Source organism: Caballeronia sp. DA-9 (genome assembly GCF_051615025.1).
GTDB classification, from domain to species: domain Bacteria; phylum Pseudomonadota; class Gammaproteobacteria; order Burkholderiales; family Burkholderiaceae; genus Caballeronia; species Caballeronia sordidicola.
Window position 1 is genome coordinate 1244958 of sequence record NZ_CP195132.1, and the last position, 19572, is coordinate 1264529.

Annotated in this window: 18 protein-coding genes and 2 pseudogenes; 12 read left to right on the top strand and 8 right to left on the bottom strand. The window is 55.8% G+C overall.

All coding sequences use genetic code 11. The annotated features are described in order from the left end of the window. Window positions 1-99: 99 nt before the first annotated feature. The 3 genes and pseudogenes from ACRWA7_RS12000 to ACRWA7_RS12010 all read right to left on the bottom strand — a co-directional run. Window positions 100-2184, bottom strand: a complete 2085-nt coding sequence (locus ACRWA7_RS12000) for a hypothetical protein (protein ID WP_438391215.1) — start codon at window positions 2182-2184, stop codon at window positions 100-102. A gap of 108 nt (window positions 2185-2292) precedes the next feature. Further along, window positions 2293-2823 (bottom strand): hypothetical protein, encoded by a 531-nt coding sequence (locus ACRWA7_RS12005; RefSeq protein WP_438391216.1) that lies wholly within the window; start codon window positions 2821-2823, stop codon window positions 2293-2295. A 392-nt stretch (window positions 2824-3215) separates the two neighbouring features. After that, window positions 3216-3378: pseudogene (locus tag ACRWA7_RS12010) on the bottom strand (IS21 family transposase); the annotation flags it as partial. A gap of 458 nt (window positions 3379-3836) precedes the next feature. On the opposite strand from ACRWA7_RS12010, the gene gmtY reads away from it, so the two are divergent. The 6 genes and pseudogenes from gmtY to ACRWA7_RS12040 all read left to right on the top strand — a co-directional run bounded on the left by gmtY (window position 3837) and on the right by ACRWA7_RS12040 (window position 10190). After that, window positions 3837-5240 carry a gamma-mobile-trio recombinase GmtY gene (gene gmtY, locus ACRWA7_RS12015; RefSeq protein WP_438391217.1) on the top strand — a complete coding sequence of 468 codons (1404 nt, stop codon included), beginning with the start codon at window positions 3837-3839 and terminating at the stop codon, window positions 5238-5240. 6 nt (window positions 5241-5246) lie between these two features. Continuing rightward, window positions 5247-8318, top strand: coding sequence for a gamma-mobile-trio integrase GmtZ (gene gmtZ, locus ACRWA7_RS12020; RefSeq protein WP_438391218.1), 3072 nt, complete (start codon window positions 5247-5249; stop codon window positions 8316-8318). Window positions 8319-8328: 10 nt separating this feature from the next. Continuing rightward, entirely contained in the window at window positions 8329-8991 is a 663-nt protein-coding gene (gmtX, locus tag ACRWA7_RS12025; RefSeq protein WP_438391219.1) for a gamma-mobile-trio protein GmtX, read from the top strand. Window positions 8992-9076: 85 nt separating this feature from the next. After that, window positions 9077-9394, top strand: a pseudogene (locus ACRWA7_RS12030) (DNA/RNA non-specific endonuclease); the annotation flags it as partial. Continuing rightward, a complete protein-coding gene (locus tag ACRWA7_RS12035) occupies window positions 9387-9647 on the top strand; it encodes a hypothetical protein (protein WP_438391220.1) in 261 nt (86 codons plus the stop codon). The pseudogene ACRWA7_RS12030 and the gene ACRWA7_RS12035, both read left to right, overlap by 8 nt. Window positions 9648-9686: 39 nt before the next feature. Continuing rightward, complete coding sequence (locus ACRWA7_RS12040; RefSeq protein WP_438391221.1) at window positions 9687-10190, top strand: methylated-DNA--[protein]-cysteine S-methyltransferase; 504 nt, start codon at window positions 9687-9689, stop codon at window positions 10188-10190. A gap of 118 nt (window positions 10191-10308) precedes the next feature. Here the strand turns inward: ACRWA7_RS12040 and ACRWA7_RS12045 are convergent, their stop codons facing one another. From ACRWA7_RS12045 to ACRWA7_RS12055, 3 genes are all read right to left on the bottom strand, one after another. Continuing rightward, a complete protein-coding gene (locus tag ACRWA7_RS12045; protein ID WP_438391222.1) occupies window positions 10309-11010 on the bottom strand; it encodes an OmpA family protein in 702 nt (233 codons plus the stop codon). Window positions 11011-11404: 394 nt separating this feature from the next. Continuing rightward, a complete protein-coding gene (locus ACRWA7_RS12050) occupies window positions 11405-11893 on the bottom strand; it encodes a DUF2968 domain-containing protein (RefSeq protein WP_438391223.1) in 489 nt (162 codons plus the stop codon). A gap of 413 nt (window positions 11894-12306) precedes the next feature. Then, on the bottom strand, window positions 12307-12585 hold the full coding sequence (locus ACRWA7_RS12055) for a hypothetical protein (RefSeq protein ID WP_438391224.1): 279 nt from the start codon (window positions 12583-12585) through the stop codon (window positions 12307-12309). Window positions 12586-12951: 366 nt separating this feature from the next. On the opposite strand from ACRWA7_RS12055, the gene ACRWA7_RS12060 reads away from it, so the two are divergent. The 4 genes from ACRWA7_RS12060 (at window position 12952) to ACRWA7_RS12075 (ending at window position 15538) form a co-directional block, all read left to right on the top strand. Continuing rightward, complete coding sequence (locus ACRWA7_RS12060) at window positions 12952-14451, top strand: ATPase domain-containing protein (protein WP_060818549.1); 1500 nt, start codon at window positions 12952-12954, stop codon at window positions 14449-14451. After that, window positions 14448-14804, top strand: coding sequence for a response regulator (locus tag ACRWA7_RS12065; protein WP_060818548.1), 357 nt, complete (start codon window positions 14448-14450; stop codon window positions 14802-14804). The genes ACRWA7_RS12060 and ACRWA7_RS12065 overlap by 4 nt, the downstream gene beginning before the upstream one ends. A 105-nt stretch (window positions 14805-14909) precedes the next feature. Beyond that, window positions 14910-15164 carry a CsbD family protein gene (locus tag ACRWA7_RS12070; protein WP_060818547.1) on the top strand — a complete coding sequence of 85 codons (255 nt, stop codon included), beginning with the start codon at window positions 14910-14912 and terminating at the stop codon, window positions 15162-15164. Between the two features lie 140 nt (window positions 15165-15304). Beyond that, complete coding sequence (locus ACRWA7_RS12075; RefSeq protein WP_060818546.1) at window positions 15305-15538, top strand: hypothetical protein; 234 nt, start codon at window positions 15305-15307, stop codon at window positions 15536-15538. Between the two features lie 43 nt (window positions 15539-15581). On the opposite strand, the gene ACRWA7_RS12080 is transcribed toward ACRWA7_RS12075, so the two are convergent. Together ACRWA7_RS12080 and ACRWA7_RS12085 are read right to left on the bottom strand one after the other, a co-directional pair. Further along, window positions 15582-15848: a hypothetical protein gene (locus ACRWA7_RS12080; RefSeq protein WP_438391225.1), complete on the bottom strand. Its 267-nt coding sequence runs from the start codon at window positions 15846-15848 to the stop codon at window positions 15582-15584. A gap of 77 nt (window positions 15849-15925) precedes the next feature. Next, window positions 15926-17347, bottom strand: coding sequence for an AarF/UbiB family protein (locus ACRWA7_RS12085; protein ID WP_438391226.1), 1422 nt, complete (start codon window positions 17345-17347; stop codon window positions 15926-15928). A gap of 1031 nt (window positions 17348-18378) precedes the next feature. Between ACRWA7_RS12085 and ACRWA7_RS12090 the strand changes: the two genes are divergently transcribed. Together ACRWA7_RS12090 and ACRWA7_RS12095 are read left to right on the top strand one after the other, a co-directional pair. Further along, window positions 18379-18936, top strand: a complete 558-nt coding sequence (locus tag ACRWA7_RS12090) for a hypothetical protein (protein ID WP_060818543.1) — start codon at window positions 18379-18381, stop codon at window positions 18934-18936. Window positions 18937-19162: 226 nt separating this feature from the next. Beyond that, window positions 19163-19528 carry a hypothetical protein gene (locus tag ACRWA7_RS12095; RefSeq protein WP_060818542.1) on the top strand — a complete coding sequence of 122 codons (366 nt, stop codon included), beginning with the start codon at window positions 19163-19165 and terminating at the stop codon, window positions 19526-19528. The last annotated feature ends 44 nt before the right edge of the window (window positions 19529-19572 follow it).

A 19572-nucleotide genomic window follows, 5' to 3' on the forward strand; every position in this document is an offset into this window, starting at 1 on the left:
CTCCGTCCACAACTTTCTGGCAATGATCTCTGTTGCGCAGTTGCACAATCGAAATTGATCGATTTAAGTCTCCCGGACATTTCAGTCGGCCGCACCTCTTTACTGGCCTGAGACACCGTCATCTCGGCTCTCAAACTGCGCGTTCTCAAAAAAAGGGTCTCTTGACCCATTAGTGATTCTGGAGCCCCGTAATATTGCTCCAATAAAGCTCGCGGCAGAGCGATTCCGCTCAACCATGTGTTCAATGAAGAAAACGTTGTGAAAAACAACGTTGTCGAAGAAGTCTCGGTCGTCATCCTTCGACTTCGCCTTCCCAAAATCAGTTGCGAGAGTTCGAAGGGTTTGCAAGATCTCGTTTGCTTCCTCGAGCGCTTCCAGCTCAATCCCCGATAGGACATTCGTAGGTTCAAGTATCGCGCCCGCAAAACCACGTAAAGTATGGCGCACGATCGCTGCGTCATGAAGACCACCGTAGTCTCCAAGCGAGATAACTCCTTTCATGATTCTGCGCCCGTTAAGGACCAAGCTCGTTCCGTCCTCGAATTCCAAGCGCCCAGTACGCATGAGGGTCAGTTCGTGTTTCCCGAGTTGACCGATCGCGCGCCCCAATCCTCGCGCCAAATCAATGGCGAGATACAGATCATTACCGCCAATGGTTTTTCCTGTAGGGGCCTTCTTCTTCAGCTCGAACAGCGCCAGCACGTCATCTGTCTCGATGATCAGATCAGCGTCACCGGCACGTTGGCGACCGGGGCCTTTGATGATTCCGCTGCGGCATCGGATCCCGAGTTCTCGCATACGTGTGACGAGCCGCGTCTCAAACGCAACACCGATCAGGCTGCTGGCATTGCGATTCGCATGTGTCAGTCGGCAACTGATTAGCCGCTCGAAGAACGGTGGCCCCAGCAGGATCCTTCCTGGTATCCAGAATCGCTTCTTCGACGCCGCCACAATGACGCTGTGACGGGTTTGAGCGCGTGCTGCGTCAGAGGGGAAAGCGTAGCCGTGGTTGGCCCTCTCTAGCGAGAAGGAACCAAGCAACGCTTTGCTTCTACTTGAACCTACCAGTGATTCGAGCGTCTTGGCGAAGGTACTCCTCGCAACAAAAGTCGAAGCTACATCATGTACCGAGGCCGACTGAAGAAGCGCCCAAAGCTTCTTGGCATCGTCCACGTCCCAACCCAGGGCAGCATCGGCCTCGGCAGTTCGAACCTGATCAAAAATTTCCTCAATGAGTCGGCGCGCAACAGACGGGGTGCACTGCGGGATCGTGAACAATTCGTCGTAGGTCACGATACGGCGAAGCAATTCCAGGATATAGCCTGGCTTAGGCGGAAACATAGTCTCGTAGGTAGAGAACGGCTCGACGTCGAACAGGGCGCCGAAGTGAATGGCAGTCTGCAAGATATCCTGCGGTGAACTTCGAAATCTTGCATTGACTCGATCTCGACCAAGCGTCTTTAACGCGTACCGAAACAACAAACCATAAGGGATCGCGCGGTCCATCTTCGCTCCCATAAGGTCCGGCGTTGGATGAAGTCTCAAGCGCGCTATTGACTGCTCGTACATCAACGCCAGTATCCCATTTACCATTTGAAACGCGCGCTCGTCACCCAGCGCTATCAATGGCTGGAAGAGGCTTGCTGACATCGCCAAAGAAATAGCTGGAGTTGGTGTCTCCGCTTCATTTCCTCGCATGTTCACCGCTATCCCTCGGCCATTGAAGAAATGTACGGCCTGAGCCAGGGTAACGTTCCGAGGTTCTAAGCGGCGCTCACCGAAGTCGACAGTCCATCGAGGGAGGTGGGTAAGCGCTATCGCCACTGCGTTAGTCCACCGCTCATCGTCCGCATTCAATACAGGTATTTCTTTTGCGCGGTAGAGAGCATCACGTAACATATGGGCAGCACCCCAATACGGCTGCAGAGGAATCCTTTTCAATAGGTGCGCGTACGTTATCTGCTCAGCGAGCTGTCCGAGAACGCTCGGAACATCGTCGGTCAGCGTAGCCCAGTCTGCGATCTCGTCGGGTTGCTCGGCGTGCAAGGCGGCCTCAATTTTCGCAAATACCTCCTCATGAGAAATTTGCTCTTTATCAGAGGCCGTGTCCGCTATGTTGGATGCCTTCTCCAGTACTTGCCGAAACGTATCGAAGAGTGGAAACGTGTGTGCAACCTTCTTCATTCTAGGGAAAGGCCCAAATTGTTCCAGTTTGTCGATGTTCGTATCGCTACGACATCCCGTGCAATCGGCCCCGCATCTCGGCGCACAATACGGCGAGCCGCCTAGTCCTTATCTTGGCCGATAAGAGGCTTGTCGCTTTGCGGACTCAATGGGAAACGCATCGAGCCCCAAGTCCGTACCCGATGGCGGTTGAATGTGCCGTTGCCGGATGTCTCGACGCATCGCGTTGAAAAGCCTCCGATACGCGTCCTCTCGGACCTCCCGTGAAACGCCATCGCGAATCGATTTCGATAAGGCATTTGCGGCCTGCACAACAGAGTCCGGTGCAATCAGCCAAAGTTTTCGGATCGTACGGAGATAAGCGTCGACGCCCGCTCCCTCTGAATCGGCAAAGATACTTTCTATCTGTACCGCCACCTCAAGATATGCATCGCGTCGCAACTCGTATTCTGCCCACGAGTTGGCGTTCTCTGCGAGTTTCCCGTCCAGTTCCGCTTTTTGATTCCCAATCAGCAGATTCAGTCGCCCGTTAATGAACGGTGACCAGAGGCCGAGTAACAGCGAGACACTTGCAGCAACTAATGCTGCGATGACCACTGGAGTGTCCAACATTTTCAGGAGCTGAAGAGTTGATTGCATGCCAAGCAGAGTCCGGTGGTTCGAAACGCCTGATTCTAAGCGAACTATCGGCGACGTTCTCTAATCATCCGCTACTCTCCTTCCGATGGACAGCTGCAGGAAGTCCTCGTACAACTCCACCGGCATCGACGTCAACGAGGGCAATCCGGTGGTTTCATTCAACACGGCAGACCGAAGGGGATTTTTGCTGAACTGCCCGCACCACGCCTTCCCGACAATCCCCTCAAATTGAGGATAAACGGTTGACAAATCGTGACGACCGAGAATTCGGGACGTGAAGCTATGAGGTTATTTGGTCGCGCTGGCGGCGTTGTCATCTCTTACATAGGACGCACGCAGCGCGTCACGCCGTAAGGTCCCGACAGGCGAAGGGGCCTGTGGGCAAGGTGGGGCAGCATCTCATGGGTTTGCAGCAAATAGGCCCGTAGGAAGAACGCCCTGCTCGATGACGGGCCAGTCCTCGCTCCAGTCGAACTGAAAGGCCTCACCCAGTGGAAAAATCAGCGGCACAAAGGTGCGTCGCCCAGCGGGGCGCGCGTGCTCTTCCCTCGGCTCACTCAGCCCGCTTGAATACAGGGAGAGTCTCGGTCTTGCAGCATAAACCAGTCCAAAAATTTTGCCACCCTTCCAACAGTCAATTAGCGTTTTGCACCTCCACATGATGCTGGACCTGTGTGACGCGACTCACCACGAAGAGTCACTCAGAGGCGCGTGCGCCTCCCGAAAAAACCCCTATGCAGCAAACGGATATCTCGCGAGCAACAGGTTGAGCCTACGGCGTTAAGCAAAGCCAGCGGGCGGTAATTCACTTCAAGATGCGCGCCAGCACAAGCCAGACAAGGCTTTTGGTCCGCCCCTTTTAAATAGCTGCTTTATAGAAAGGAAAGAAAGGTTGAAAAATGCGTGGGAATCGTATCAGATTCAAAGCTGAATTCGGGACTTCCGAGCTGACAGCGTTTTTAACTAAACCACGGATTATGTCCACCAGAGCGACATCAAGAGGCCTGCCATTTATGCACTCCCTTCACGGGCATCATCATGTTTGGGTTTTGGTTGAAGACCGGGACCGGATAGGGCGCCTCGAGTATCTTCTCATTGCGAAGGGTGACTTCGTCTGGCCCGTTTGGCGTTTCTTCAAGACTCATCTGCTGGAACTCGCAAGCGAAAGAACTTACGCGCAGGCTCTGGGCATGCTGGTCGACTTCATCGGTGCAAGGGGCGACGAATTTCAATCGATAGAGTCACGAACCGGGTTTTTCCAATCCTTTGCAGGGGCGGTGCTATTCGGAACAGTTCGAGATGGCAACGATCCGACGAATCTTTGGTGGTACCCGCGCTCGATTCGTCGAGCGCGCAAGCTGCTGCGCTGCGTATGCACTGTGAGCGACTGGCTTTCCGACCGCTATCAGACCACGGCTATTAATCCATTCACTAGACAGGCCACTCTCTCTGAGCAAATAGCATTTTGGCGACGATGGAACAATAAAACGGCCTCGCAATTGCTCTCTCATCTTACCGGACGCGAACCGGCGAGAGTATCTTCAAGCCGTGCCCGACAAGACTCGCTTCCCCGACGAGAACCCCGAACTCTCGAAACACAACCCAGCTTTCCAGATCATCGGATGCGCGACCTTCTGCTTGACGGTTTCGCGCTTTCTAGCGACGACATCACTCGCCCGTTGTGGAAGCGGTGGAATGTCCGCGACATCATGGTCACTCTGCTTTTACACTATGGTGGCCTACGCGTGTCGGAACCCTTTCACCTGTGGGTCGATGATGTATTCGTGACTCAAGACAAGCCAGACTTTCCAGTAGTTCTTGTCCACCACCCTTCCGACGGATTAGTCCAGCTTCCCGGAACACCTTTCGTAGCGAGCAACGTGACGCGCGCCGCGTACCTGCGAGCTCACTACAACATGACGCCGCTCACCCTACTATCGGGCAAGCGTCACGTTGGATGGAAAGAATCCTTGCTCACTCGACCAGCGTATAAGGCGTTTGAAGTCATCTGGAGTTCCCTGAAAGCGGCCTCCTTCTTTCTTTACCTATACCGACTCTATATCACGCACGTACGTCCCACGTTTCTGAACCATCCGTTCCTATTCTTCAATCAGTACGGTGAACCCATGGCTCCAGCGGCGTTCAGGAAGAGTCATGGCCGAGCTGTCGAGAGAATTGGCCTTTCTCCTTCTAGACCAGACGGCACGACATCTCACGGACATCGCCACGCTTACGGCCGCTTGCTTAAAAGACTCGGTCTTTCAGAAAAGGAAATCATGGTGTGCATGCACCATTCCGTTCCCCAGTCCCAGCATGTATATACGACGCCGACGGTTCCTGAGGTCCATCAAGCGATGCACACACTAGTCGAGCCGACTTCCACATTCGATTTGCACGCCGAGTTTTCGAGGATTTAACGCTCTGTGAAAAATCATATTGTCTATCTCCAACCCTACCGCGTGGTCACGTCATATCTAACCAATCGCGACGTTATCCTTAACGACTCGCCCGGATTCTTAATTCCCCCAACATTTGAAATAGCAAATTTTCGTCACGCTCTAACTACACTTTCGAAGCTGCTTGAGAAAGGGATCGATAAGCGTGGGCGCAACAATTTTATGACCTCTATGATCGATGAGCTCGTGAAGTTGCAGACAAAGGAAGAAGTCGCTCGGCGCATCGCTAAAATTGTCCGCCAACGGCAATCTTTCGGTGTAGCTAGAGGGTGGGAGGGGGCACGAATCCGGGATCTTTTTGTCCTCCTTTGGGGAGAGGGCTGTCTCATTTTTCCACAGACAACAGCGAAACTATTCAAACTAGTCTTCAATGGTGCCTTACCTTGGAATAAGCAAGCAACGGACATGATTTCCAAACTTACTTCACGCCAAGAGAAAGACAAAAGCGGTGAAGCGAGGCTGCGCGGATTCCGGCTCCTGTTGCTTTCACGAGGAGGTGTTCGAAGCATAGGTGACCTCACACCCGAGGCCTGCGGTGACTACTTCGTCAATCACATGGTCCGAACGGGCGTCCGGGCAAGTACTGTCAGTGATTTGGTTACGTTGCAGAAGGTTGTGCACAAAAGCAAAGTAGTACATTCCATTCTCGACTATGGGCCCGTTGCGAGATCCGCTGTTCGGTCCGACAATACATTCATGTGGGTGGTAAACAACGATGCGAGTCTCGCCAAGTGGACCGAGGTCGCTCGCCAATACATGACAGAAAAGCACCGAAATCTGTCCGCATGCCGAGGCGCATGGAACAAATTTTTTGACTTCTTAATTCAATGTCCTGACATCACCAGAAATCCTCTCGAATACTTGCATTTAGAATACTCCCGTCCGCGCACCTTAGAGCTCATATCCAACCAAAACCAAGAAATCCTTCGAAATATTTTTGAATGGATGCTCGACAATATATGTGTGTACGAAGATGAGTATGGGAGGAAGGCGATGCTGCCTGGCTACGGCAACCCGCTTTCCGGGAACATAGCAAAGCGGAGCCGCGCCGCAGAGTCCCCCCGCGACCCAATGCCCCACTATCTGGTTCAACGACTAACCGAGGTCCTAACCGAAAATGACTACGCGTGGCCACGGCGATACGGCATCCCGAGATGGAATCGCAAGGGGGGCGACTATATACAGCACTTTGACCTAGCGTCTAAACGATATATTAATGTGTGGTCCCCCGTCAGGGCGATTTCTATATTCGTGAAGCTTAAGTTGCCTCCTCGAACATTTCAGGTACGTGTACTTGATAGTGGCGAGGCCGATCGTGAAAAATTCTATGGAATGGGGAAAGGCTGGCGCTCCAATGACGACCCTTTAGCCAAAGCTAATAAAGCCGGAACGCGACGTGGTGTTTTTTATAAACATATTGACCAAGACGGCACAATTTATACATTTCTTTATTTTAACACGAGCAAAACGGGGGATATAGATAAAGACTCAACTGAACAGGGTTACGTGATGCAGTGGCAGCATCGCGAGGTCTTGGATGCGCTCGTCTATCTCAGGAATTGGCAGACGGAATACAACCCAATTTTGGCTCCCACACCTTGGACGGCGATAAAAGAGGTGGGCATCAGCGCTGCTCAATCCCAAGAGGTTCTATCGCTACGCGGGTCCAACTGCTTCTTGTTTCGCGATGCGTGTTCACCCTTCAAGGAGCAGCCTGTCACTGACATGCGCATCAACACGTTCTGGTTGAATCTCAATGCCGAGTTGGAAAAGCGACTGCGTGATGCCGGTGAGGTTGGATCTGATGGTAAGCCAATTATGCTCGTGACCAGGAACAGCAAGGGCGTGCCGTGCAGGGCCCGCTTTGACCTCCACTCCTTGCGTGTCACTCACATAACCGCATATGCAGAATCTGGCGTGCCCATCCATATCATAATGAAAGTTGTTGACCATAAATCGGTAGTCATGGCGCTGCACTATATTAAGATCAGTCCTTCACATATAAGCGAGACACTAAACGCAACGAGTCACTCGATTGCAAAGCGGGAACAAGAAGAATGGCTCGAGTGGCTCTCCGGCCAAGCCAGATCCACCCTTATTACAGGGGCTGCGTTCTCCCATTTTGATGCTATCGACGTGCTATCAAGGTCATCCGCCGCCGGATGGGTGGTGCGCGACCATGGAATTTGTCCAGTTGGCTGTGCCCGCTGTAACGAAGGCGGACAATTAATTGTAGACACGAAGGCGTACAAGAAGTATTCGGGCGTCCCCGGAGGGGCAAATAACTGTGTGCGCTGCCGATTCTTTATTACCGGCCCGGCGTTCTTGCTTGGGCTTCAGGCTCACTTCGACAAAGTCGGATTTCAACTGCGTGACTCGAGTCAACGATACCAGATCAGTAAGGATAACTATGAACAAATGGAATCGAAATTCCACATGCTCCGCGAACGCGGGGAGCCAATACCAGCCACCAAACTCCGGGACTTGGAGCACGCGTCCGGAGTGTATGAACAAGACACGCATGCAGTCGACGATAAGGCTCTGTCGTGGCATGCCACCTATCGTCTGATCGGTCAATGCCTTGCGATAACCAAGCGCGGTGAGCAGTATGCTGATACAGAATCAAAGGGTGCGTTTCCGCTCGTGGCGACTGGCGGAGTTCAAACCGTCGAAGCAGTCATTGAAGAGTCGACCGAGTTTGAGTTGGTTGACCGAGTATGCCAATCGGCTGTGTTCTTTTCGGGAATTGACGCCGCAGTGCCGAATTTGAGGCGCATGAGGGCGTTCGACGCAATGTTGAACAGGCAGGGGCTGGCGCCATGTTTCTTTGAGATGGACGAACAACAAGCTTTAGTAGCTGGAAACCAGTTAAGTAAGCTGCTGTACGCAAAGGTTGGCAGAGCGAATAGCCAACAGCTGATGCTGGGTCAAACCACGTTGTCCCGACTGGGCATTGCTGCCGATTTTGAGCGCTTTGCTATGGAAGCCATCGGTGTGCCTTTAATCTCTTCCAAGTCGACAAGCAATAATCTTAAATGAGATTCGAAAGATGGCCGACCACGACAACATTTCCGTCGACTTGACTCGTTCGAAAGAGCTACTTCGCAAACTCCAAGCCGACTCCAGAAAATCCAAACAAGATGAGTTAGATCGTCTTTGGACGGTCTTGCGAGATATGCAGCGCGCCGGAGTAATTGACTACACCCTTGCAAAGGTTGGTGCCAGGCTTGAACGCGCTGGAGGACTCCGCACCCAATCTCTACGGAATAGGAATGGGGAAGACTATCGACAATTGATCGCTGCATTTGCGAACGACGTCTCAGGAAAGAGCACGCATTTTAATCAGCGCCGCTTCCCTCCGCCAGACTGGCTCGACAGCATCTCCGATATTCAGTTGCGTGCATGGGCGCGCCAGATGGTCGAACAAAACAAGGTGCTTGAGCGTCAAGTGAACGAGCTAAAGTCAGCATTTAAGGCCCTGCGCGTCAGTGAACCCACTGCGCAGGTTCGGGCACCAGCTAGTAGATCCGAAGCGAAGCAACCAAGCCTCTGCGCCTCCGACCTCCAAGTTTTTCGGAAAAGCTTCGACCCGGCCCGATTCGCGGAAAACGGGTGGACTGTCAGCCCGGATGGTGCCGTTATCGATGACATCGGGGTCACCGTTTTCCCCCCCGGGTTTATGGAGGCAGTTAGCAAACTAGCAACTTTCTAGAAGCAGCGAATCGATTATAACCAACGAGTATATACCGCTACAACTCATTGATTTGTATCATATGGTATGCCCTTGGGGTGGGGCCTTGTGGGCGCGTATCGAGCAAGCGGTGCGGCGGCTGGTCGAGCAATCCGGCGATGTCTACGTCGTGACCGGCCCGCTTTTTTCCGGACGGCAGTTGCAGACCATCGGCGAGTCGCGTGTGCTGGTGCCCACTCAGTTGTATAAGGTCGTGTATTTGCCGCAACGCAAGCTGGCGTTCGCCGTGGTCGTCGACAATACGCCGACGAACCAATACACCGTCAAGACGGTCCACGAGCTGGAGGCCATGAGCGGACTGCAGTTTCCGGGCATTCCGGATTCGCTGAAAGATCAACGCATTGGAGGACTAAAAGGTGTTTAAGCCATTCTCAAACGATACCGACACGCTCAACATCAATGGCGACGCACTCGTGATTGCCAATGACCCGGCGCGCCTGTCTGTTTCCGGCGACCTGACGATTACCCGCGACAAGACCGGCCTCGCGACGGCGCTTGCGTTGCAAAAAGCAGTGAACGCGATTGTCGATGCATTGCAAAGCGACGCCGCGCTGCCCGCCAAACTTGCCGCCGATCCGGCAAAGGCCGCCGGCAAGACCGATAATCCCTTTATCTAGGCTTGAAATCGAGCCGCTTGAAATGGCTGGGAGAGACTGTTGATCGAATGTCACGTTGCACCAAGTCCGCTGGGCCACCTCGCGTATCGCGCTGAAGATGAACACCTTACGGGGCTGTTTTTTATCGGCCAGAAACATTTCCCCAAAGGTCTCGCCGATACCGGCACGACGCGCTCGCGTGTCGTCGCAGAAGCGATGGAGCAGATCGCCGAATATTTCGCCGGCGAACGGACCGTGTTTTCCGTCAAGTTGCGTTTGAATGGAACAGAATTCCAGCAGCGCGTGTGGGCTGCGCTTCAGGAAATTCCATTTGGAAATTCGTGGACATACGGCGATCTCGCGCGTCGCATGGGATATGCGCCGGGCGCGTCGCGAGCCGTGGGCGCTGCGAACGGACGCAATCCGGTAGGCATTATCGTGCCGTGTCATCGCGTGATTGGCGCGGACGGCGAGTTGACGGGATACGCGGGCGGTGTGGAGCGCAAGCAGCATCTGTTGACGCTGGAAGGCGGCCCGGGAAGGGCACAGTTAGCGCTGTTCTAGCCGACCAGAACATTAGCCGTCCCGGACGCACAAAAACCCCGCAAGCGCTACGCGCTGCGGGGTTTTTGCATCGGAGCGTTAAAACTAGAGCCCGAAGCCCCGGCTAACGCCGATCCGATTACTGCGTGCTGACGCGAATCTCCACGCGACGGTTCTTTGCGCGACCTGCGGCGGTCGAATTCGACGCGACCGGGTTGGCAGCGCCGAAACCTTGCGCCTTGAAGTTTTGCGAACGCAAGCCGTTGCTCTTCAGGTATTGCATCACCGATTCCGCACGACGCTGCGACAGGCGCAAGTTATGCGAAGCCGAGCCCGTCGAGTCGGTGTAACCCGCCACTTCGACTTGGCGCAGTTGCACGTTCTGCCCAGCGGCGACGAACTCGTCGAGCGTGTTCTTGGCGGTCTGCGTAAGCGTGGCACTGTCGGTCGCGAAGTTCGCGTCGCCGCTCAGATCGATCTGACGCGGCATTTCCGGGGCGACCTGCGGCACGGGCGCGGGAGCCGGCGCGGGCGCCGCTTCCGGCTGAGCCGGCGCGCCGCACTGGAACGTCAGGACGCGCGGGTCCATGGCGTCGTCCGACGGAGCGCGCAGGCGTTCCATGGTTTCAAGCTTGTATGCGGGCTTGTCGCCGCAGATCTTCTGCGCCTGCTTCACGCATGCAGCGACGCCTTCGAACAAACCATGGCATTCCACGCGATAAACCTGCGCACCATTAGCGGTTTGAATCTGATTGGCATTGAAGGTGGGGCCCGAAGCGCTGGAGCAGCCAGCGAGCGCACCAATTGACAACAAGCCTGCAGCGATTAATTTATTAGACATCCTGTTTACCATTTCGAAATTACGTGTGACTGAGATATCGAGACAAATGCGTACTGGTCGGGCCATCAGACAATTACCCGATTTCCACAGCCACTTTATTCGCCTCAAGCCTTCGATCCGGATATCAAAAATGATCTGGAATCCGAAATCGCGCGGCATGTTAGCACGCGTAATCAAGCATTCCTTACTGGATAATTCTTAATTGATGAAACAGTTTTGAACGATTTTGGAAACAACTGTTAAACGTTAATTATCGGAAAAGTTTTAGCGGCTTATTACTGCGATGGCAATAAAAAACGGCCGCGATGGCGGCCGTTTTTACGGTGCTTGAAACGCTGCGCGCGTGCGGCAATGGCTGCACCATGACTGCAGGGTTTGTATTGTCAGGCGCGAGTCACTTCGGAAACGGCAATGGCATCAGGTCGGTATCCGACTGGCGCTGAAGGTCCTGCACCTTGGTCTGCAACGCGCGCAATTGCGCTTGCGCCGCATCCTGCTCCGCGCGCAGCGAACGAATGGCCTCTTGCTGCTCGGCCTGGCGGTCCACCACCTGGCTTTGCTGGGCCCGCGCGACTTCCAGGTCGGCCTGCAAGCGGTTCGCACGCGATTGCTGAACGGCGATCAACCGGTCGGCAAAGTTCTTTTCGGCCTCGAGCTTGGTGCGGCGGATTTCCGTATCGGCAAGCGCGGCGCTGTTCTTCGCAAAGTCCGCGTAAACTGTTTCCGCACGCGCGTCAGCCTGTGTCTTGACTACGCGCCAGAATTTCTTTTGCTGGAACAATGCAATATAAAAAGTCATTTCGTCCGGGTAAAACAACATGCTCGCGCCGTAACTCCCGTTATACGTGGTGCGTAATTCCTTTACCTTTCCGTCGCGGATCATTTGCTGCAATTCCGCGATGTTGCCATTGGCCGTTGCCTGCGGTTCGTCGGCAGCGCCGTTGGTCAGCAGACTGCGGCGCGCGCCCGAACCACCTAGCGCATCGGCCGTTGTGGCGCTGCCTTGCGCGGACGCTGTGCCCGGCAGCGCACGCCGCGCCGCACAGGATGAACCATGCCAAGACCAGCGCCCCGCCTCTCGTTGTTTTGTTGGAGTTCATGGAATTTCCGGGTTGAACGCAATTAAGAATGCGAAAGCACGGGAATTATGGCAGATAGAAAAGGTAAAGCGGAAAATGCGTGAGGCCGCTTTTTGTATCTACTTCGTCACTTGAAACACTGCATGCTTTGGAGCAATTCCTGAAGCGATTCTTTAGCAACTCCCGTAGAAATTCTTCAAACGTTTCAAGCCGCGCTTTAGAGATCGTGGCGCAAACGCACACGATCCGAATCAGGCTGACGCGGATGTATGTCGCCCATATTGCTCACGGGCGAAAAGATACGGGCATCATCGGTCCGGTCAGGCACAGCCGACAAGATTGCGCGATCCGACCGAAACGCGAATGGCGCGCCGGAGTAAATACCCGGATCGATGGATGCCGCGGCCGTGCCTGGCCCGGCGTGGGCCAAACCGCCAAGCGCGAGCAGGCTTGCGGCAATGAAGATGGAACGCAACGACGTTGTACGTGAGGACATTGGCGGTCTCGCAGCAGGAATGCCTGCGCGAACGGCCAGAGAACTGCGGACTCGTACAGGCGTGAAACGAACGGAAGAACGCGGCTGCGCGTCAGGTCGACGCAACACGCGTACGCAAACCAAGATGAGACCATCGGCACGCGCGGCGAACCATGAGCGAGTTCTTAATTTCTCCGAGACAACATCGATAAACTGGACACTGTGCGAAGCGTCGGCCGCGTGAAATGCGTGCCGCGGGCCTTTGCCGGCCGCTGCTGGATCAAAAACGATTGCGCAAAAATTTACAAATACCGATATCGTGCGGCTTCTCGGCGATAATCACGTTTTACGCGCCACCGTTACCGGGCCAAGCCACCCGAGATATTCATGACCGATCAAGCAATCGCACCTACCCAGCCAGATTCCGATCCGAACACCGTCACCACGGGCGTGCCCGGCCTCGACGACATCCTCGGCGGCGGCCTGATCAAGGGCGGCTTGTATCTGATAGAAGGCATGGCGGGCGCGGGCAAGACCATCCTGTCGACGCAGATCGGGTTTCATCGGGTAACCGAGGGCGATACAGTGCTGTACATCACGCTGATCGCGGAATCGCATTCGAAGCTGCTGTCGCATCTGAAGGCGCTGTCGTTCTATGACGCGGACGCCATTTCGGACAAGATGTTCTTCGTTTCCGGCTATCACGAACTGATTCGCGACGGCCTCGGCGGATTCCTGGCGCTGATTGCTTCGACCATCAAGACCAACCGGCCGCGTTTCATGGTCATCGACGGTTTTCGCAGCGCGCGCGAATTCAGTTCCACCGAACTCGAGCTGTCGCAGTTCATCCACGAACTGAGCGCCTTCGTGTCGGCGGCGGGCTGCACGACGCTGATCCTCGCACCGCTGTCGGGCAACGAGCCGCATCCGGAACACACGCTGGTCGATGGCTTGGTCGAGTTGAACCGGTTCGCGACAGGCATGCGGCGCGCCCGGGAAATCGAAGTGCACAAGCTGCGCGCCCGCGATCATCTGCTGGGCCGGCATTTCTTCAAGATCACGGCCGACGGTTTGGTGACCTTCCCGCGTCTGGAAGCACGTTCGAAACTGCGCGAAGGTGCGCCTGATCTGAAATCGAAACTCGCGTTCGGATTGCCCGAGTTCGACGCCATGCTTGGCGGCGGCGTGGTCAGGGGCTCGACCACGACTCTAATCGGGCCGTCGGGTATCGGCAAAACGCTGATTTCGCTGAAGTTTCTCGAAGCGGGTCTCGCGCGTGGCGAGCGCTGCGTGTATTTCGGCTTCTACGAATCGCCCGAGCGGCTGGTCGCGAAAGCGGAATCGGTCTCGATCAAGCTCGCCGACGCGGTTGCCGACGGCCGCATGATCCTCGAATGGCGTCCGGCAGTGGAACTCGCCATCGACGAACTCGCGGCCGAGCTGATTTCCGTGGTGAAGCGCACGGGCGCGTCGCGGCTCGTGGTCGACGGCATCGAAGGATTCCACGACTCCGCGAACCGCATGGAGCGCTTCGGCCTGTTCCTGAACGCGCTCACACATCGTTTGCGCCAGGAAAGCGTCACCACGCTCCTGACCGAAGAATTGCCGCTGTACGGTGACGTGACGCACAGCAGTTCCATCCGTGCGTCGGCGATGACCGAGAATATCGTCCTGTTGCGGTATATCGAAACCGCTACGTCGTTGTACCGGATCGTCTCGATCGTCAAGCAGCGCGAGGCCGCCCACGATTCCTCGATCCGCCGTTTCATCATCGATGAAAACGGTTTGCATTTCACCGATGATCCTGTGGGCACGACCAGGCTGTTATCGGCGCGCGGCACGATCACGCCGGTCGTGTCATCACAGGACGCCGGCACGCGGACATGAAAAAGATCCTCGTCGTCGACGATGAATTCGACCTGCTGACCACCTGGAGGCTGGTGCTCCAGATGGAAGGCTATCAGGTCGTCACCGCGTCCAATGGCTTGCTGGCACTGGAATCCGTGCGCGCAAACCCGCCCGATCTGATCATCACGGACTGGATGATGCCGACCATGGACGGCCTCGCGCTCTGCCGCGCGCTCGCCTCCGACGATACCTTGTCGCAGATTCCCGTGGTCCTCTCCAGCGCCGCCGCGCGCATACCGGACGTCTCGCATCCCAGACTGGAGTCTCACCGCAAGCCGCTTTCCATCGACTCATTGATCGAGATTGTCACACGCCTGATCGGTCCGGCTTGACGCTGTTTTGGTCCCGTCCTGACGCCTGGGCACGAACCCTGCTCAAATGAACGCTCCGGTACGCCGGATTCTTCAATAAACCGCTTCAATAGAACGGGAGGCACCATGGTGCAGGATCAGGTAGAAGGCGCGGCGCAAACCGTCGTTGGCAAGGTTCAGGATGCGGTAGGCGGACTGACCGGCGATGCGTCGACGCAAGCGGAAGGCAAGGCGCGTCAGGCGCTCGGCACGATTCAACGCAATTACGGCGAGACGCTCGACAACGTGCGCGAAGCGGTCATTGCACAGCCGATCAACGGCGTGCTGGTCGCCGGTGCGATCGGGTTCGTGCTGGGCGCGATCTGGGCACGGCAACGGTAATTTATTTGCCGGGTTGTTGCTGGATAAGCCGGACGCGCCTTCACGACGCGGCCGGTTTTTTTTCGAGTTGATCTTTATCTGGCCACGGATCGGGCCCGCTTGATGCTGCCTGAAAGAACAAACATCTTCGGGAGCAATTTATGGCAATCACGGCAAACCGGTTATCTGACACAGAAGTGCTGGTAGAAACAACCGTTTATACATTTTCGGACAGCACGGTCGCGGATGCTTTCATGCGCTGCGTCGGCGAGGAATCCGTCGATACGTGCAGCACGAATCACGCACCGGTCGCGACGCGTGCTGCAAACGATAGCAAGCCGGATGATCTGGCACCGGGCAGCATCATTTCGCCTTCATTGGGCGGTATGCCCTGATCGCCTGTAATCACAGCGGCCGCCTGAAAAGCGGCCGTGGACATTATTTTTCAGGTTTGTTGCTCACTTGATCAGTGGCAGGCAAATCCGATTTCCTCGAAGTACCCTTCGATACCCCTTCCGGCTCCGAACTGTGTGAACCAAAACCGCCGGTGCCGCTAGGCTCGGGCGCGTCGCCACTGCCCAGCGGCACTTCGGCCGTCTGCTTCGGATCTTGCGTCAGCTTGCGTTTATCGGGTTCCCCCGGTTCTGCCTTGATGTTGCGGGACTGCGACGAACGGGAATCCGGTGGCGGCGTGGTTGTAGTCATGATTCGCTCCTGTTTGAAGTTTCAGGAGTTATCGAGCAACACCCGTTCCTCGCCTTGGCCAACGCCCGCCGCCCGGATCAGGGCGTGTGATCCGGACGCACGCCCTGGCCGCGCCGGTTTTGACGCGCCATCCAGCGCGCCAGCAGATTCGGCACGCGTGGCAACGCGTGAGGCCAGTGCACCGCCTCCTTGACCACCTGCGCCACCAACCCGTGCGAGCTGAATTGATCCAGCGCCAAGCGCACGATCACACGCCGCGCAATCCGCCAGACATCGATATCCGGTGCAATCCGCTGCGCCATTTCCTCGATACTCTGCGCCGATCGCGCCAGCAACGCCGCCTGCGATGCAATGCCGGTATGGGCATCGGCGAATGTGTGTTCAAGCGGGCCCTTGCCAAGCGCGGTAAATAGATCGGCGACAGTGCGGTGGCGGTGCGCATCGCCGGCAAAACGCTCCGCTTCCCGGCGATAGGTTGCTTCCACACGCACCGCGTGCTGGGTTTCGTGGGCGTGAGGTACGCCCTGACGCATATGTTCGCGCGCTGCCGCCTTGTGGTCGCCGCGCAGCAGTGCGTCCGATCCGGTTACCAGGAAGCTGCGCTCGTGAGCCGCAAAAAACGTCAGCGGCGAATCACCGTCGAGCACCAGCCGGCCGAACGTATCCGGTTCAATGCTGACCGCCGCGCCAGCAGCCTCCAGCCCCGCGTGATAGATGCCCTCGCCCAGCGTTATCTCGAAGAAAGCCTCGATCCACGTGGCGATCAAATCGACCGGCTCGATCCCGTGCGCGCGCAAGGCGGCGACGTCTGAAAGCGGCACGCTGCGCACGGCGCGAGTTACCAGTACGGTATCGCTGCAAAAATCCCACAGCACCTCGGGCACGACAACGCGATCGTCGCCGTTCACTTCACGCAGGCGGTAGCGGAGGAAACTTTGATCGGCGGCGCGTTGGCGCAAGTCGAGCATCGCTTCGACAGCGTCGCCCAGGCGCGTGATCAGCGAACTCACGTTCTGCTCGCGCACCTCGCGGGAGAACCGTTCGGCGAGCCGCGCCGCCGCGCTGGATATATCGAGGTCCTGTGCCAGTTCCGCGCGGGTATCGGCGCGAATCAGCGTGATCCGGGCGCTGAGGGCCGGCCTCATGATTCCCGTGCCGGTCGTTAAATCCACGTTTGCATTCGGCCGCAAGGAAGCTCGATGCGTCTGCTCCGCGATACCGCACCGCTCGGGTTCCTCTTCGATCTCGATCAACGCAGCGGCGCGCCCGGGCGGCAATGCGGCGTCAAGCGCGTGCCGCAACGGCGCACCTTTTAATGGCGTCTTCAATGTATTCAGTTCGGCCAGCGCAACCCGCACGGCTGTCTCCGATAACGCCGGATGCTGGGCAAGCACACCCGAGGCCATGCTCAGCACGCCCGAGAGATTTTGAAGCAGGGGCGCGCGCTGTGACAGACTGGTGGCGCCATGAGTGCGCACGCCAGCGGTTAACGAGCGCATGACGCGGTGCAGCGGCTCGGTCCGGCCAGACGCTGACGCTGTTATGCGGCTTTCACGAACGAACAAGTTGGCAAGGCGCCAGATGCTTCGCAAACGGGGCGTCAAGGCGTGGTCCGATGAAGAAGCGTGTAGATGATTTCCTGCTCCTTATATTGGGTCTGACCGGTGCTTTCAGCACAAATTAGACCTCAGGCCGAGACGTTGCGCAATTTGTCCTGCACGCAATCTTGTGCTTTGTCCGCCGCTAATCCGTTGCGGCCCGCCTTTGCGAAAACACAGGCCGACTTTTCACGCGACTATTGCGATACGAGAAAAGATAAACAAGCGTTCATTAGAAAGCCGTTCGATATCCCAAAATAACCATGGTCGCTTGCGAGGCGGAAAACCGGGAAATTTGGCCGAATTGTTCATCTAATCGGGCTATGAAGCGGAATTAAATAGCAATTCCGCGCGCTCTTTTGCCGTTTTTTCATGCGAACCGTCGTCGAGGCATGCCCACTTGCCGTTGGTTGTGGCACAAAGTAAAAAAACGTCCAATTTCAGCGTGCAAACTAAGGTTCCGTTTCGGACATTTAGTTTCACCTCCGAAATTGTTATCCTAGAATTGGGATATCGGATGTCGCCGTTTCATAATCTCGCTTTGTCATAGTTCCAGGCGAATCTTTCTTGCGCAATTCCGTGAATAATAAACTTTTCCTTTAATTTTTCGCTGGAACCGGCAACATCATTTTCATACGGTACGCTATTTCAGAATGAATTTCAGTTTCAGATCAAAACAATCAGTTTGTGTACATCTTTAAAATCTGGTCCGGACGGGAACAGCGTCGAACCTGCGCGCATGGTTCGAAGTATATTTAAAACAGACTGCATCGCGCACATGAAATAGATTGATTAGTCGTTTCATTTTACATAACGGAAATTTCTTTTTTATGCAGCAGCTCGTTTCTTTCTGAAAATGTCAAATCTACTCAAATTGCTATCATTCATTTTATCTTTCACCCATGCCAATAATCCAAGTGATAGAAACACATATGACGGCTTTCAGCGCGGTTCTTGCAGAATGCACTGCGCTTAAATATCGCGTTGAAACAGAACGGGAGGCAGTATCCGCAATCACCGCCGCACTCGTTGACGCCAGCGAAACCCTCGTGCTGCACGGTTGGGCAACCCCGCAAAAGATTCAGGGGCTGACTGTATCCGTGGAAGAAAATGCGCTCGACCTGAAAGCTGCGCTCGATGAAGTCGACGCGTCCATCAGCACCGCTATTGCGCCTGTGGAAGTATTCGCGCAGGCGACGGAGCGTCTGCGCAACGCGCGGAAACACGAATCGGCATCGCTTGGCCCAAGCACCGGCGAGCCTGGTTCGCCGTCGCCTGCCCTCCTGGATACGGTCGCGGCTCAGTATTCGGCATTGTGCGAAAAACTGCTTCGCAACGTCCGCGAACTGGCCACCATCGCTGCTGGCCGGCTGGACGACCTGCGGGAAAAAATCAGCTTGCTGCAGTCGTCGTTTGGTGAAATCACCATGGCCATGGCTGCTCCGGATTTTTATCGGGGAACCGCTACCCGTTTTGTCACGCATCACTAGCATCCTGCGGTACGTTTCAGTCGTTACGTAACGTGTGCCGCCTGACTCCTCTCCGTCGCGGGCGCAGCCGAATCACGGGCTGCCGGAACCCGGACATCGTGGAGTTTTGCGAGGCCTCACACGTATAGCGGAAATGGGTAATTCCGCATTGCACTGTGGCGTGCTATCGTTTTCCTATCGGAATCGAAACTTCCGGAAAACATCAATCATCTTCGTGAGCAATGCCATGAACGATGTACGCCACAATCTCGGCCCGAACGACCGTGTGGAATTGCTCTGCTGGCTCACTTGCGGGAGCCTCGGCGCGTATTACCTCAACGGTTCCTGGCCCACCGCGGCCTTCCATGTGCAAGCTGCTCACAAATGGCTCGACAGACATCAGCGACAAGCCGAATGGCTCGCCATTGCCAAGCTGTCGGCCATTGCGGCCGACCTTGCGCAGCGGCATTCGGAACTGGTCGACGCGGACTGGGCTCGCGACGCGGTCGAAGAAATCCTCGATAGCGACGACCTCAACTACCAGTCGGAACTGGTGCTGCGTGTTCTCGACGAATGCCGGAGAGCCCTGGCCGATAAACGCCCCGCCGACTAGCTGAACACAGCGAGCCGGCTTTGATGGAGCGCCGGAGCCCACGC